13 protein-coding genes are annotated in these 15,048 nt (G+C 65.8%); 9 read left to right on the top strand and 4 right to left on the bottom strand.

Going from position 1 to position 15,048, the window contains the following annotated elements:
* Positions 1-119: 119 nt before the first annotated feature.
* The 3 genes from MRBLMA1_RS18415 (at position 120) to MRBLMA1_RS18405 (ending at position 2,535) form a co-directional block, all read left to right on the top strand.
* On the top strand, positions 120-1,328 hold the full coding sequence (locus MRBLMA1_RS18415) for an LL-diaminopimelate aminotransferase (protein ID WP_133653531.1): 1,209 nt from the start codon (positions 120-122) through the stop codon (positions 1,326-1,328).
* Positions 1,329-1,516: 188 nt separating this feature from the next.
* Entirely contained in the window at positions 1,517-1,993 is a 477-nt protein-coding gene (locus tag MRBLMA1_RS18410) for a DUF2721 domain-containing protein (RefSeq protein WP_363738743.1), read from the top strand.
* Complete coding sequence (locus MRBLMA1_RS18405; RefSeq protein ID WP_363738741.1) at positions 1,990-2,535, top strand: (2Fe-2S)-binding protein; 546 nt, start codon at positions 1,990-1,992, stop codon at positions 2,533-2,535. The genes MRBLMA1_RS18410 and MRBLMA1_RS18405 overlap by 4 nt, the downstream gene beginning before the upstream one ends.
* Here the strand turns inward: MRBLMA1_RS18405 and MRBLMA1_RS18400 are convergent.
* From MRBLMA1_RS18400 to MRBLMA1_RS18390, 3 genes are all read right to left on the bottom strand, one after another.
* Positions 2,520-3,329: a DODA-type extradiol aromatic ring-opening family dioxygenase gene (locus MRBLMA1_RS18400; protein WP_363738739.1), complete on the bottom strand. Its 810-nt coding sequence runs from the start codon at positions 3,327-3,329 to the stop codon at positions 2,520-2,522. The genes MRBLMA1_RS18405 and MRBLMA1_RS18400 overlap by 16 nt on opposite strands.
* Before the next feature lie 95 nt (positions 3,330-3,424).
* Positions 3,425-5,977 carry an HWE histidine kinase domain-containing protein gene (locus MRBLMA1_RS18395; RefSeq protein ID WP_363738737.1) on the bottom strand — a complete coding sequence of 851 codons (2,553 nt, stop codon included), beginning with the start codon at positions 5,975-5,977 and terminating at the stop codon, positions 3,425-3,427.
* Positions 5,970-6,500, bottom strand: a complete 531-nt coding sequence (locus MRBLMA1_RS18390) for a biliverdin-producing heme oxygenase (protein WP_363738964.1) — start codon at positions 6,498-6,500, stop codon at positions 5,970-5,972. The genes MRBLMA1_RS18395 and MRBLMA1_RS18390 overlap by 8 nt, the downstream gene beginning before the upstream one ends.
* A gap of 226 nt (positions 6,501-6,726) precedes the next feature.
* Between MRBLMA1_RS18390 and MRBLMA1_RS18385 the strand changes: the two genes are divergently transcribed.
* From MRBLMA1_RS18385 to MRBLMA1_RS18375, 3 genes are all read left to right on the top strand, one after another.
* A complete protein-coding gene (locus MRBLMA1_RS18385) occupies positions 6,727-7,611 on the top strand; it encodes an RcnB family protein (protein ID WP_363738735.1) in 885 nt (294 codons plus the stop codon).
* A gap of 114 nt (positions 7,612-7,725) precedes the next feature.
* A complete protein-coding gene (locus tag MRBLMA1_RS18380) occupies positions 7,726-8,403 on the top strand; it encodes a prolyl hydroxylase family protein (protein WP_363738733.1) in 678 nt (225 codons plus the stop codon).
* A gap of 177 nt (positions 8,404-8,580) precedes the next feature.
* Positions 8,581-9,051 (top strand): RcnB family protein, encoded by a 471-nt coding sequence (locus MRBLMA1_RS18375; RefSeq protein ID WP_363738731.1) that lies wholly within the window; start codon positions 8,581-8,583, stop codon positions 9,049-9,051.
* A gap of 340 nt (positions 9,052-9,391) precedes the next feature.
* On the opposite strand, the gene MRBLMA1_RS18370 is transcribed toward MRBLMA1_RS18375, so the two are convergent.
* Positions 9,392-10,984 carry a lysine--tRNA ligase gene (locus tag MRBLMA1_RS18370; RefSeq protein ID WP_363738729.1) on the bottom strand — a complete coding sequence of 531 codons (1,593 nt, stop codon included), beginning with the start codon at positions 10,982-10,984 and terminating at the stop codon, positions 9,392-9,394.
* A 349-nt stretch (positions 10,985-11,333) separates the two neighbouring features.
* Here MRBLMA1_RS18370 and MRBLMA1_RS18365 point away from each other — a divergent pair, with 349 nt between their 5' ends.
* Genes MRBLMA1_RS18365 through MRBLMA1_RS18355 form a run of 3 tightly spaced genes read left to right on the top strand, consistent with a single transcriptional unit; the run spans position 11,334 to position 15,047 of the window.
* Positions 11,334-11,690 (top strand): PilZ domain-containing protein, encoded by a 357-nt coding sequence (locus MRBLMA1_RS18365; protein WP_133653539.1) that lies wholly within the window; start codon positions 11,334-11,336, stop codon positions 11,688-11,690.
* 52 nt (positions 11,691-11,742) lie between these two features.
* On the top strand, positions 11,743-14,508 hold the full coding sequence (locus MRBLMA1_RS18360; RefSeq protein WP_363738727.1) for an ATP-dependent DNA helicase: 2,766 nt from the start codon (positions 11,743-11,745) through the stop codon (positions 14,506-14,508).
* Positions 14,505-15,047 (top strand): SixA phosphatase family protein, encoded by a 543-nt coding sequence (locus tag MRBLMA1_RS18355; RefSeq protein ID WP_363738726.1) that lies wholly within the window; start codon positions 14,505-14,507, stop codon positions 15,045-15,047. Before MRBLMA1_RS18360 ends, MRBLMA1_RS18355 begins: the two co-directional genes overlap by 4 nt.
* The last annotated feature ends 1 nt before the right edge of the window (position 15,048 follow it).

Here is a 15,048-nt window from a genome sequence, read left to right as displayed (position 1 = left end):
ATGGTCCGGTCTGCCGCTTTCTCTGGCGTGTCACGGGCTGGCGGGTTATAGCCGGATGGTGACGCGACGAATGCGCGTCACGCACTATTCCTCACAGCGAGCTTTCAGGAAAGCCCCAAATGTCCGAAGAATTCTACCGCATGAAGCGCCTGCCGCCCTATGTCATCGCTGAAGTGAACGCGATGCGGGCCGCCGCGCGCGCCGCGGGGGAGGACATTATCGACCTGGGCATGGGCAATCCCGACCTGCCGCCGCCCGACCATGTCATCGCCAAGCTGTGCGAGGTCGCGCAGAAACCGAGCGCGCACGGCTATTCCCAGTCGATGGGGATTCCGGGCCTGCGGAAAGCGCAGGCCAATTATTACGGCCGCCGCTTCGGCGTCGATCTGGACCCGGAGACGGAAGTCGTCGTGACCATGGGGTCGAAGGAGGGGCTGGCCAGCCTGGCCACAGCGATCACCGCGCCGGGGGATGTCGTGCTGGCGCCCAATCCCAGCTACCCGATCCACATGTTCGGCTTCATCATCGCGGGGGCGACGATCCGGTCCGTGCCGACGACGCCGGACGAGCATTATTGGCAGTCGCTGGAGCGGGCCATGGCCTTCACCGTGCCGCGCCCGTCCATCCTGGTCGTCGGCTATCCCAGCAACCCGACGGCAGAGACGGTCGATCTTGCCTTTTACGAGCGGCTGGTCGCCTGGGCGAAGGAGAACAAGGTCTGGGTGCTGTCCGACCTTGCCTATTCCGAACTTTATTATGACGGCAATCCGACGCCCTCCATCCTGCAGGTGCCGGGCGCGAAGGACGTCGCGGTCGAGTTCACCTCGCTCAGCAAGACCTATTCCATGGCGGGCTGGCGCATCGGCTTTGCCGTGGGCAACCGGCAATTGATCGCGGCGCTGAAGCGGGTGAAATCCTATCTGGATTATGGCGCGTTCACGCCGATCCAGGCGGCCGCCTGCGCGGCATTGAACGGGCCGCAGGACATCGTGCAGAAGAATCGCGAGCTCTATCACAAGCGCCGCGACGTGATGGTGGAGGCCTTTGGCCGGGCAGGATGGGACATTCCCGCGCCCCGCGCTTCGATGTTCGCCTGGGCGCCACTGCCGCCTGCATTGAAGGATATGGGCAGTCTGGAATTTTCCAAGCAGCTGCTGACCCATGCCAAGGTCGCGGTCGCGCCGGGCGTCGGCTATGGCGAGGATGGCGAGGGTTATGTGCGCATCGCCATGGTCGAGAATGAACAGCGGTTGCGCCAGGCGGCGCGCAATATCCGGCAATATCTGAAGTCGATGGGGGTCAACACCCCCGCCAAGGGCGCGGCCTGAGGGAGTATGGATGAGGCCGCACTCCTGCGAGGGCAGGAGTCCGGCTCCCTCCGTCCGGCTGCGCCTCCTGCGTTCGAACTGGATTCCTGCCGTCGCAGGCGCATGATTTCCTCATGTCTTGATGGCGTGCGCCCCATGCCATCATTTCGCCTCTTGCCATTTTCCTTGCTCTGCGCTGCTTTGACACGATGATCGCACTCCCCCAGGTTTCCCAGGTCGCCCAGACCATCCAGCTTGCGCTGGCCCCGGTCTTCCTGCTGACCGGCATTGGCGCGTTCCTGAACGTCTGCGTCGGGCGGCTTGCGCGCATCATCGACCGGGCGCGGGTGGTGGAGGAAAAGATCCTCGGCTCCCGCGGCAAGGAACATGACCGGATGGTCAGCGAAATCCGCGTGCTGGACCGGCGGATGAGCGTGGTGAACGGCGCGATCTTCCTGTCGGTGGCGTCGGCCTGCGCCGTCTGTCTGGTCGTCATCCTGCTGTTCGCCGCCAATCTGCTGGGTTCGCATCTGGGCACGCCGATCGCGATCCTGTTCAGCCTGGCGATGGTGTTGCAGGCGGCAGCGTTCGGCACTTTCATCCAGGAAATCCGGCTTGCCTCGCGGACCATCCACATCCGCAACGAAGTCCTCTATCACCAGGTCGAGGAAGAGGGCATGGAATGACGAAGTTCACCGTCAACGACCGGCCCGTCCAATATCGCATGGACCCGGCCACGCCGCTGCTCTGGGCGCTGCGCGACGCGTCCAACCTGACCGGCACGAAATATGGTTGCGGCACCGGCGATTGCGGCGCCTGCACGGTCGACATAGATGGCGAGGCGGTCCGGTCCTGCCAGGTGACGATCGCCGCGACCGAGGGGAAGTTCGTCACCACCATAGAGGGACTGTCACCTGATCGCGGCCATCCACTCCAACAGGTGTTCGCGGCGGACAATGTCTCGCAATGCGGATACTGCATTCCCGGGGTCATCATGGCAGCTTCGGTGCTGCTGCGGCGGTCGGGCGATCCGAGCGATGAGGAAATCGACGCCGCGATCACCAATATCTGCCGGTGCGGCATCTATCCCCGGTTGCGCGGCGCGATCCAGCGTGCCGGCAGGGTGATGCGCGGCGAGGAAGTGGTGGACGCCGTGCCGCCATCGGGCATCACGCCGGAGGAGGAGGCGAAAGCGGTTCCGGCGCTACAGAATCAGCCGAAGCGGTAGCCTGAAACGGCCCAGCCCAGCACGGTGCTGGCATGGTCGCGCACGGCCGCATCCCTGCCCCCCGCGCCCAGGGCGACCATCAGCGGCAGGAGATGTTCCTCACGCGGATGGGCGAAGTGGGCATGGGGCAGGTCGGTCCAGGCGGCGATGCGTCGCGCCCGGCTGGCGGGATCGGGGTTCAGGACGGCGTCGGTCAGGGCGTCGTCCCAAAGCTTCGCCGCCCCGGTCGCCTGCGCGCCGCGCACCCGCAGATTGTGGAAGCTGAGGCCCGAACCGACGATCAGGACGCCCTCGTCGCGCAGGGGTTCCAGCGCCCGGCCGGCGGCGATATGCGCTTCGGGGTCAAGGCCGTGGTGAAGCGAAAGCTGGGCGACGGGAATGTCGGCCTGCGGCAACGCCACCTTCATCGGGATGAAGACGCCATGGTCCCAGCCGCGCGCTTCCTCCGTGCCGGTCTGGAAACCCGCCTGTTCCAGCAGATCGGCTGCGCGGCGGGCCAATGCGGGCGCGCCCGGCGCATCCCAGTGGAGCGTATAGGTGTGCGGCGGGAAGCCGTAATAGTCGAACAGCAGGCCGGGCCTTTCCCCGTCATGGACCGTGAAGCGGCTTTCCTCCCAATGGCCGGAGACCAGCAGGATCGCGCGAGGACGTTCCGGCAGGTTGGCGATGATGCCCGCCAGATAATCCTGCATCGGCTGCCACATCGGGTCGCAATGCGGCGTTTCAGGGTCGGCGGGGTCCATGAAGAAGCAGGGGCCGCCGCCATGGGGAATGAACAATGTTGGTTGTCTCATCCCCGATAGATCGGATGGACGCAGCCGCGACGCAAGCGGAACCGGGGAAACGCATTGTTTCGGGCGGATGCCAGGGCAGCCTCTGTACGAAACGGTTAAAGGACGGGGGCGATGGCCTGGGCCAGGGTCGCGCCGGAATAGGGCTTTTTGAGCAGCGTCACGTCGTCGAAGCGATCGGGCAGCTCCAGCCCATCGCCATAGCCGGTGGCGAAGAGGAAGGAGATGCCCTTTTCCGCCAGCAGTTCCGCCACGGGAAGGCTGGTTTCATTGCCCAGGTTGAAGTCCAGCACGGCCAGGTCGACCTCATGGTTCGCGATCGCCTCCCGCGCGCGGCTCACGCTGGCGGCGGTGATCACCTCGGCCCCCAGGTCGCGCAACGCATCCTCGCCGTCCATGGCGATGATCATATTGTCTTCGACGAGCAGCACATTGCGGCCCTTGAGCAGGGTCGGCGCGGGCGCGTGAACAATGCCGGCGCGTTCGGCGCCGATGACGTCGGGCAGGACCGAGGCGACATGGGCGGAGGGGATGCAGAAGTGCGCCTCCAGCCCGGAAAGGCGGTAATGCACCTCCACCCGGCCATCGAGATCATAGGGGATGGACCGTTCGATCACGGTCGATCCGAAACCCCGGCGCGTGGGCGCGAGCACGGCGGGCCCGCCGCTTTCCCGCCAATCGAGCAGCAGGCTGCCATCGGCATCGACGGTCCAGTCGATGGTGACGCTGCCATTGTCCGACAGCGCGCCATATTTGGCGGCGTTGGTCAGCAATTCGTGAATCACCAGCGCCAGCACCGTGAAGGCGGCAGGCGTCAGCAGGACGTTGGGGCCGGTCAGCGTCACCCGGTCGCGCCGCGCACCCAGATAGGCTGCCGATTCCACCTCGATAAGATCGTAAAGCCGGGCGGGCGCCCAGCGGTCCGCAGTGATCTGGTCGTGCGCCCGGGCCAGGGCATGGACGCGGCTTTCCAGCGTGTCGATGAACTGGTCGATCGACTGGGCGCTGTCGCGGGTCTGGGACAGCAGGCCCCGAATCAGCGAGAGGATGTTGCGCACGCGATGGTTGAGTTCCGCGATCAGCAATTCCTGCTTTTCATGCGCCTTCCGCCGATCCTCATGCGCGGAATCGGACAGGCGCAATATGACCTCCAGCAGCGCGGTACGCAGAGCCTCCGCGACGCGCAGTTCGGCGGCGGTGAAGGGCGTCGCCGTGCCGCGCACCAGTTCCGACCACTCCTCGAAGCTCTTGCGCGGCGTCAGGCGCGGGCCGTTGGGGCCATATTCGACATGCTTTTCAGGACTGCCCGCCCAGCGTACCGAGCGAAGCTGTTCCGCCCGGAAAAGCACCACATAGTCGCGCGGGCGGCGCGAAAGCGGGATGGCGAGCAGGCCGGCCGCACGATCGGCATGGGCAGCCGCTTCAGGCAACAGGCGCGACAGATTTTCGGTGGCGAAGACCTGGCCAGCCGCCGCCCGGTTCAGCATGGCGACGATGGCGGCGAAGCTCCGCTGGTCGGGGGCAAGGCCGGAAAAGGCCATCTGGCCGTCGATATATACGCCCACGCCGTCCGCCGGGATGGTGTCGAAGATCACGTCGCCCAACCAGCGGGCGTTGGAGAGCAGGTCATGGTCCTGCGCCACCGCCGACATCAGCCTGTCAGCGACCTGCCGCGCCTTGCCCTCATAGGCGGCGGTTTCGCTCCGTTCCCGATTTTCGAGCATCATCGAGAAAATCTGGCCGAACAATTCGGCCGCGCTGCGCTGCGCGAAACTGGGCAGGCGGGGACCATAATGGTGGCAGGCGAAAAGACCCCAGAGCCGCCCTTCGACGACGATCGAGATGGAGAGCGAGGCCCCCACCCCCATATTGCCGAGATATTCGATATGAATCGGCGAAACCGCCCGCGTCAGGCAGAGCGACATGTCCAGCGCCGCGCCCGACGGATCGAGCTGCGGCACGATGGGAACCGGCTTTGCCCGGACGTCCGCGATTACCCGGAAGATGTTGCGCAGGTAGAGCGCCCGCGCCTGCGCTGGTATGTCGGACGCGGGATAATGCAGGCCGAAAAAGCTCTCGACGCCCGGACGCAGAGCTTCGGCGACCACTTCCCCATCGCCACCGTCCGCGAAGCGATAGACCATGACCCGGTCGAAGCCGGTCAGCGCCCGCACCTGGCGCGCGCCGTCCCGCAGGAAGGCCGCCATGCCCTGCGTCTGGCCAAGCCGCGACACCATGGAGCGGACCGTGCTGCTCGCCTCCATCTCGTCGCGGGACGCCGGTTCCGCCTCGATCACGACCAGCGAGCCGGAGAAATGGACGGCCACGTCGAAGGGCGCGATGCCGTCTATCAGCGTGAGCGAGAAGATGCGCTCGACCGCGTCGGGACCGCGCAACAGGGTGATTCGGTTGCGCAGGGAGTGGACCGCCTCCCCGCTGAAGATCGCGCTGATCGGCTGGCCCAGCATCTGCTCTGGCGAAAGGCCGATATGGTCGGCGCTGTTGGCGGATACGCGCGACACCAGCCAGTCGGCGGTCAGCGCGATCAGGAAACCGAAGGGCTGGACCGTACCGAGCACATGGATCGGTTCCCGGTCGCAATTGTCGAGGTCGACGGCGAAATCCTGAGCCAGAATATCGCCATCAGCCATGAAGCGGCGCCATTTCGAGGGCCGCCGCCGCGAACAGATCGAATGCCGCACTGGCACCGCGAATCGCCTCGTCGATCCATGTCCTGCCGCCCTTGGCAGCGGCGGCGTCCAGCCGGCGCTGGAAGGCCGCCCAGCCGCCCTTTTCATGCGCCGCGCTCAGATAGGCGCGGGGCAGGCCGGAGCCGACGCGGCGGGCGAGCATGGCCCCGCCTAGCCGTGATCCTTCCAGCGTATAGCGGACGCCCCAGCGATAGGCATCGGAAGGGGGTGTCGGCGCAGCAAGCGGCGCGGGCAGCGTTTCGTTCAGAGTCGCAAGATCCTGCGCCAGTTGCGGCAGGCGCGGCGCGTCCGGCCGGATCATGGCCTCCAGTGGGGCCAGCGCGCGGGCATGCGCCCTCAAAAAAGCGGCATAGCCGGGCTGGTCGTCCAGCGAAAAGCGCGAGAACAGATCATCGACTCGCTGATGGCTTTCCATCGTCGCTTGACGCAGGGCCTGTCGAGCGCTGCCGGCAGTGGGCGTTATCGTCACCCCGCATCCCTAAGGGGGTTTATCGAGCACCGCACTGATCTGGATCAGCTTTCCTTATAACATTGGTTATATTTCCCGGCAGTTCGGCGCAGAGTGCGTCCCGCCGCAGGCTGCGGATTCTTTCAGATCGCTGACAGTCAAGTTCAGCATCACGACATCGCCCCCCGTTTAAAAGCGGATTATGAGGGGCGAATGGCCCCGCAAGATGAAGGCGAACGGCATGTTGAGGAAAATGATGCTGGCGGGCTTGATGACCGCGACGGTTCTGGGCGGGATCGCCCCGGCCTATGCCCAACGGGGCGATGATGGCGGCTGGCGCGGCCGCGGCGGCGAACGGGCGGGACGCCCGGAAGGCGGCCGTGGCGGATCCGGCAATGGACAGGCGCAGCGCCAGTGGCAAGGTGGCGGCGAGATGCGGCAGCAGCGCTGGCAGCAACAGCAGGCGCCGGCCGCCCCGTCGCCGGCACCGGCCGCGCAGCCGCAATGGCGTGGCAACAATGCGCGGCCGAACGCGCAAGGGCCGGCCACGGTCACCCGCTGGAACCGCGACCAGCAGCGGTTCGAGACATCCCCGCGCGGCGACGACAGGAACGGCCGCGACTGGAACGACCGCGATCGGCGCAACGGGCAGGACGGTCGGCGGGATTGGGACCGGAATGATCGGGACCGGAATGATCGGGACCGGCGCGACGACCGGCGCTGGAACAATGGCGACCGGCGTTGGAACGGCGGCAACCCGGGCTGGAACAGCGGGGCGCGCTTTGACGACCGTACACGGTGGCAGGGGCAGAGGCGCTGGGACAATGGCTGGCGCAACAACCGCCGCTATGACTGGTACAGCTATCGCTCCCGCTATGGCGACCGTTACCGGATCGGCCGCTATTATGCGCCAAGCGGCTGGGGCTATGGCTATTCGCGCTTTTCGATCGGGATCTACCTGAACAGCCTGCTCTATTCGAACAGCTACTGGATCGACGATCCCTATTATTACCGCCTGCCGCCTGCCTACGGCTCGCTGCGCTGGGTCCGCTATTATGACGATGCGCTGCTGGTCGACATACGCGACGGCTATGTGGTCGACGTGATCCACGATTTCTTCTGGTAACGCCGGAAGACAGGCGCTCCTGAACTGGCCTTCAGGAAACACTGGGTCCGGAGCCGGGAGGTTCCGGGCCCTTTTCATTTGCGCCGAACGCCCGCACGGTGGCAGGAGAGCGGCATGAGCGAGATTGTTGACGATGGCGGGGTCGCCTCCGCAGCACGGGCGCGGATCGGAGAGATGGTGCGGGCGCGGCTGGACCGTAATCCGATGGTCAGCCGGATCGATACGCCAAGACTCGAAATCTATGGACGGCAGGAATTTCTGAGCGCGGAGGAATGCGCCGGCCTGCGGGAACTGATCGATGCGGGCGCGCAGCCCTCCACCCTGTTTTCAGGCAGCGCCAATGCCGATTACCGCACCAGCGCAAGCTGCCATCTCAGCCCCTGGAGCCCGCTGGTCAGCGGGATCAGCGACCGGATCTGCGCGCTGATGGGCCTGGCCGGAGAGCATGGCGAAACCCTGCAGGGGCAACGCTATCAGCCCGGGCAGGAATATAAGGCGCATTGCGACTATTTCCCGGTGACCGCCAGTTACTGGCCGGCCATGATGAAATCCGGCGGGCAGCGGAGCTGGACGGCGATGATCTACCTGTCGCCGGTGGAGGCGGGCGGGGAAACGCATTTCCCCCATTGCGAATTCATGGTCCCGCCTGTCGAGGGCATGCTGCTGATGTGGAACAATATGGAGCGGGATGGATCGCCCAACCTCCTCAGCCTGCACGCCGCGCGTCCGGTGGAGCGAGGCGTCAAATATGTCGCCACCAAATGGTTTCGCGAGCGTCCCTGGAAGCCCTGAGTGCCACGGATGCTGATACAAAGTGCGACATAAATGACTGATTCCTGACCGTTTCATTCCCGACATGTTCAGGTGACCGGGTGCATATCTGTCTTCGTGGTCGGCGGAACCGGCGGGGCGCGGGAAAGTTACCCTCTCCCCACCGGACTTCAGCCACCAGGCAATGGGAGAAGACCTATGCGTAAATTCATTATCTTGGGCCTGATGGCCGCAACAGTGATGCCGGGCGCCGCCATGGCCCAGTCTCGCGCCGAGGTGCGCGACAGCGCCCGTGATCTGCGCCACGAACAGCGCGACCTGCGCGATGCCGAGCGCTATGGCAGCCGGCACGACGTGCGGGAAGAGCGGCGCGACGTGCGCGAGGCGCGGCAGGAATTGCGGGAGGATTGGCGCGACTACCGCCGTTCGCACCGTGACGTCTATCGCGGCGGCAACTGGCGCGCTCCGTTCCGCTACAACCGCTGGGAGGTCGGCGCGCGGCTTCGGCCGACCTATTACAGCTCGCGGTACTATATCGCCGATCCCTATCGCTATCGCCTGCCGCGCCCCGGCGTGAACCTGCGGTGGGTGAGGCATTATAACGACGTGCTGCTGGTCAATGTGCGGACCGGCAGGGTGATGGAAGTGCATCGCGGCTTCTTCTGGTAAGCAGCAGAGCGGTTTCCAGGCACGCGAACTGATCGCTGATCAGGAACCGCGGAAAGCAGGGAAGCTGGAGCGGCGATCTGGATCGATCAGATCGCCGCTCCAAAGCTCAATCCGAGCCTGCCCAATCCAAGCCTGAATGACGAAACGGCCCCCGACGAATGTCGAGAGGCCGTTTCCTTTGGCGCCAAGGCGCCGATGGTCCAGCCTGCACCCCTTGGCCGCGCCGCTCGTTTCCGGGCGGGCGCGGCCGATGGCACGCGCCAGGCGCGCCATCAGTCCGAAAGGGGGTGGACCATATGCCGAAACGCCCGGCGCCCCGTTATGTTCCGCCGTCCCCCGTTCAGGCGGCCAGCGCCTCCCCGATCAGCCGGCGGCTGTTTTCCACGCCGTATAGCGCGATGAAGCTGCCCATGCGCGGCCCCTGGTCGGCACCCAGCAGTGTCTGGTATAGCGCCTTGAACCAGTCGCGCAGCTCGGCAAAGCCATAGGCTTCGTCCTTGCCGATAGCATAGACGATATTCTGGATATCCTCCGCCGTGGCGCCTTCGGGCAGGGCGGCGAGTTCCGCGTCCAGCTTGCGCAGGGCGGCGGCTTCGCTCTGGGTGGGCGCGCGGCGCTTGAGCGTCGGGGCGACGAAATCCCGGTGATAGGCCAGCGCGTGGCCGATCAGCGCGTCCAGCTCCGGATAGCTTTCGGCATTGGCATCCGCGACATAATTCTGGAGATAGCCCCAGACCTGTTCGCGGCTGGCGTCGCCCATCACGCCGACCAGGTTCAGCAGCAGGCCGAAGGTCACCGGCAGGCGACCCTGCGGCAGCTTGCCATCATGGATATGGTGGACCGGATTGCCGAGCTGCTGCTCCACCGGCTGGCCCGGATAATTGCCGCGGAACTGCCAATATTCGTCGACCGCGCGGGGGATGACGCCCATGTGGAGCTGCTTCGCCTTCTTCGGCTCGCGATAGGCGTAGAAGGCCAGGCTCTCCTGCGGGCCATAGGTCAGCCATTGCTCGAGGCTGAGGCCGTTGCCCTTGGACTTGGAGATTTTCTCGCCCTTTTCGTCGAGGAACATCTCGTAATTGAAGCCTTCGGGCGGGCGGGCACCCAGGGCGCGGCAGATCTTCGAGCTTTGCGTGACGGAATCGATCAGATCCTTGCCCGCCATCTCATAATCGACGCCCAGTGCGACCCAACGCATCGCCCAGTCGACCTTCCATTGCAGCTTGGCGGCGCCGGACAGGATCGACTGCTCGATCACCTCGCCCCCCGGAACAGAGTTGTCCTCGAAGCGGACCAAGCCCTTGTCGGCATCGATCACCTCGACCGGCACCTGAAGCACGATGCCGCTGCTGGGCGAGATCGGCAGGACCGGCGAATAGGTCGCCTGCCGTTCCTTGCGCAGCGTCGGCAGCATGATGTCCATGATATCCTGATAATGGCGCAGGACATTCTTCAGTGCGTCGTCAAAAACCCCGGACCTGTAGCGCTCCGTCGCGGAGACGAATTCATAGTCGAAGCCGAAGCGGTCGAGAAATTCCCGCAACATCGCATTGTTGTGATGCGCGAAGCTTTCATATTTCCCGAACGGATCGGGCACCTGCGTCAGCGGCTTGCCCAGATGCTGCGCCAGCATCGCCTGGTTGGGCACATTGTCCGGAACCTTGCGCAGGCCGTCCATATCGTCGCTGAACGCAATCAGGCGGGTCGGCACGTCCGACAGCGCATGAAAGGCGTTGCGCACCATGGTGGTGCGCAGCACTTCGTTGAACGTGCCGATATGCGGCAGGCCCGAGGGGCCATACCCCGTTTCGAACAGCACATGGCCTTTTTCAGGCGCGCCGTTCTGATAGCGCTTCAGGAGCTTGCGGGCTTCCTCATAGGGCCAGGCCTTGGACGCCTGCGCGGCGGTGCGGATGTTTTCGGACACGGTCATGATGCGTCCCCCTAAGCATTTTCGCGGCCGTTGGAAACATCTGACGAATCGGAAAACAACATGATGGAAAGCAGGTCGGCAAAGCCGGCGTTAACGTCGATCAATGTCCAGACCGGATGCAAGGCAGCGGTTCCAGGTGCCGAAATGGAGATGAACGGCGCTTTTCGAGACCCGATGTTTAACTTTGATTAACCCTGATGACCTATATTTATCGGGAGCTTAGAGCTGGTGTGACCATGACGCGGTTGCGGAACGGCAAGGCTTGTCGGGTACTGGCCAGGTCGCGACAGACCGCCCGACCGATCCGCCTCATGGTCAGGCCAGCCCTTCACACAGCTCAGGAGGGACCATGCAGCCGCGCAGCCGTCAAAGAATAGCCGTCGATATACCCGTCGTCGTGACGACCGTGCTCGACAGCCTTGAAGGAACCATCGTCGACCTGAGCGAAGGCGGCGCCCAGATTGCGGGCTGCGGCTTGCCGGTGCGCAGCCAGTGCCAGATCGACTATGACGGCCATATCGTTTTCGCCACGGTGCAATGGTCCGAAGAGGATCGTATGGGCATCCGCTTTCCCTATGAGCTGACGGACGGACCGCTGTTCGACCGGCTGGAGATTGCACGGGCGGCGCGGCTTGCCCCGACGGCCTTTGCGCCGCGTTCGCCGGCACCGCGACCGGCGGGCGGTTTTGGCCGTCGCTTCAGCTGAATTCCGCGCTTTTCAGGTTTCCCTTTTGTTCCCGTTGTCCTAAGCGGGACGGGTGATCGATCCCGCCGCCCTGCCCGCCCTGCATGCCAGCCATGGCGGCATCTGGATCAGGGAGGGGGATCGGACCGCGGCCGTTCCCAAGGGCACGGCCATTGCGCGGACGGCCGAGACGCCGACGCTGCTGCTGAACGCGCCGCTGACCGGACAACGGCTGGGTTATCCCGATCTCAATGGCCTGGACCTGCTGGAACTATGGGCCTTCATCCATCCCGCGCGCTTTCTGGTGCCGACGCCCAAGGGACTCGCGGAAGCGTTGAACCTGCCTCGTCCGGCCAGTGAATCGGATATTCCCGCATTGTTGCAGGCGGCGACCGGCGCGCTGCTGGCGATGCTGGAATCCCCGGCATGGATCGAGCGCGAGGGCGGCTGGACGGCGGCGCAATCGCTGCACCGGCTGCGCTGGCCCTGGGCGCCGCTGGTGGCGCCGCGCATTGCCCGGCCGAAGGAAGCGGAGCGCTGGCTCTTTTCCAAGCTGCCCGAATGGGAGGAAAGCCCGCCCCGCCCCGCCCCGCGCACCATATCGCTGCAATCCGATGCAGTGGTGGCGCGGTTGCAGCAATTGACCGGCACTGGCGCCGAGGCGCGGCCGGGGCAACAGGCCTATGCCGCCGCAGCGGTGGAGGTGTTCCACCCCAGGGCGCATCGCGACCAGCCCAACATGCTGCTGGCGGAAGCCGGAACGGGGATCGGCAAGACGCTGGGCTATCTCGCCCCTGCATCGCTCTGGGCCGGGGAAGCGCAGGGCACGGTATGGATTTCAACCTATACCAAGGCCTTGCAGCGGCAACTGGACCGGGAAAGCCTGCGCCTGTTCCCCGATCCCGCCGTGGCGGCGAAGCGGGTGGTGGTGCGCAAGGGGCGGGAAAATTATCTTTGCCTGCTGAACCTGGAGGATGCGCTGCAGGGCGGCTTTGCGGGGCGGGCGGCGATATTGGCGCATCTGGTCGCGCGCTGGGCGGCGTTCACCAAGGATGGCGACATGATCGGCGGCGACCTGCCGGGATGGTTGCCGACGCTGTTCCGGCGCAACGGATCGACGGCGCTGACCGACCGGCGCGGCGAGTGCATCTATGCGGGCTGCCCCCATTATCGGAAATGCTTCATCGAGCGATCGGCGCGGGCATCGGCGGATGCCGACATCGTGATCGCCAATCATGCGCTGGTGATGATCAATGCGGCGCGAGGGCGCGAGACCGGACAGGCGCCGCAGCGCATCGTGTTCGACGAGGGCCATCATCTGTTCGATGCGGCTGATTCGACCTTCTCCGTCGCGCTTTCCGGGCAGGAGGCGATCGAACTGCGCCGCTGGGTCATGGGGCCGGAGGGTAATTCGCGCGGGCGGCGGCGCGGACTGGCGGCGCGCCTGTCCGACCTTGCCAGCTATGACGAACAGGGCGGCGAGGCGATCAGGGCGGCGGCGGACGCGGCACGGGCGCTCCCGGCCGATGAATGGCTGAAACGGGTCGTCGCCGGGGAACCCTTCGGGCCGGTCGAGGCGCTGCTCGCTGCGGTGCGCGGCACTGTCTATGCGCGGGCGGCCGACGGCGGCGAGGCGGATGCCGGCTATGGGCTGGAGACGGAACTGGCCGAACCGGACGGGACGCTGGTCGAGGCAGCACAGGAGGCGGCTCGGGCGCTCGACAGTCTGCTGCGCCCCCTGACCCATCTGGGCAAGCGGATGGAGGCGGTGATCGAGGAAGCGCCCGACTGGCTGGACGGCGCGGCGCGGGCGCGGGTCGAGGGGGCGATCGCCTCGCTTGGCTGGCGGCGCGATCTGGTGACGGCCTGGCTGGCGCTGCTGGCGCGGATCGGTGGACCGGCGGACGCGGATTATGTCGACTGGCTGGCGGTGGAGCGGATCGAGGGTCGCGAATATGACATCGGCATCCATCGCCACTGGCTGGACCCGACCCGCCCGCTGGCGCAGGCGGTGCTGAAGCCGGCGCAGGGCGTGCTGATCACCTCGGCCACGCTGAAGGGCGGCGGCGACTGGGACAATGCGATGAGCCGGAGCGGCGCCAACCACCTGCCGCGAGGGGCCGGGCGGTTCGAGGCGAACAGCCCCTTCGATTATCCGGGCCGGTCGGAAGTGCTGATCGTCACCGATATCAAGCGCGGCGACATTGCGGCGCTGTCCGGCGCCTATGCCCGGCTGATCGAGGCGGCGGGCGGCGGAACGCTTGGCCTGTTCACCGCGATCCGGCGGCTGCGCGCCGTGCATGCGCGGATCGCGGACCGGCTGGCGCGGGCGGGGTTGCCGCTTTACGCGCAGCATGTGGACCCGATGGATACGGGCACGCTGATCGACATTTTCCGCGACGATCCCCGCGCCTCCCTGCTTGGTACCGACGCGCTGCGCGACGGCGTGGATGTGCCCGGCCATTCGCTGCGGCTGGTGGTGATGGAGGGGGTGCCCTGGTCCAAGCCGACCGTCCTGCATGCCGCGCGCAAGCTGGCGGCCAGCAATCAGGGCGGCGGCGGCAGCGCCTATGACGATCGGCTGATCCGGGCGCGAATGGCGCAGGCCTTCGGCCGGCTGATCCGGCGGGCGGAGGACCGGGGAAGCTTCGTCATCCTGTCCGCGGCCATGCCCAGCCGATTGTTGAGCGCCTTCCCCCCCGGCACGCCGATCCGCCGCCTGACGCTGGACGAGGCCATCATATCCGTCAGCGGCCAATCCCGCGCTGGTCTTAACGGGAATGCAACGCTAGGGCTTCAGGGACTCGACGCCGGCACCCACGACCTGGAGCAAAAATGAAGCGGTTGATCCTGTTCCGTCACGCCAAGTCCGATTGGGACGATCCGGTTGCGCGGGATTTCGACCGGCCGCTGAACAGCCGGGGGGAAAAGGCGGCCCTGGTGATGGGCCAATTCGCCAGGGCGCAGAATATCCGTTTCGACATGGTGGTCGCTTCCCCGGCGGTGCGGGTGGTGGAAACGCTCAATGTCTTCTTCACCGGCTATGGCGAGGTGATCGATCCGCATTGGGACCGGCGCATCTATCTTGCCTCCACCCCCACCCTGTTCGACGTGATCCGCGACCTGCCGGACGATGTCGACAGCGTGCTGATGTCGGGGCATAATCCGGGGCTGGAGGAACTGGTCCTCGACCTTGTCCCCGATGATGGCGCCAGCCCGCTGCGCGAGGATGTGGAGGTGAAGTTCCCGACCGCCTCCATCGCCGTCATGGACCTGCCCATCGCGCATTGGAGCGAGGCAAAGCCCAACATCGCCACCCTGGCCCGCTTCACGCGGCCGCGCGACCTGGACCCGGCACTGGGGCCGGGGTCGCGCTGAG

The sequence above is a fragment of the Sphingobium sp. LMA1-1-1.1 genome (assembly GCF_040676365.1).
GTDB lineage: Bacteria > Pseudomonadota > Alphaproteobacteria > Sphingomonadales > Sphingomonadaceae > Sphingobium.
The sequence above is the reverse complement of the archived record's forward strand: the minus strand, read 5'-3'. Positions and strand labels throughout refer to the sequence as shown.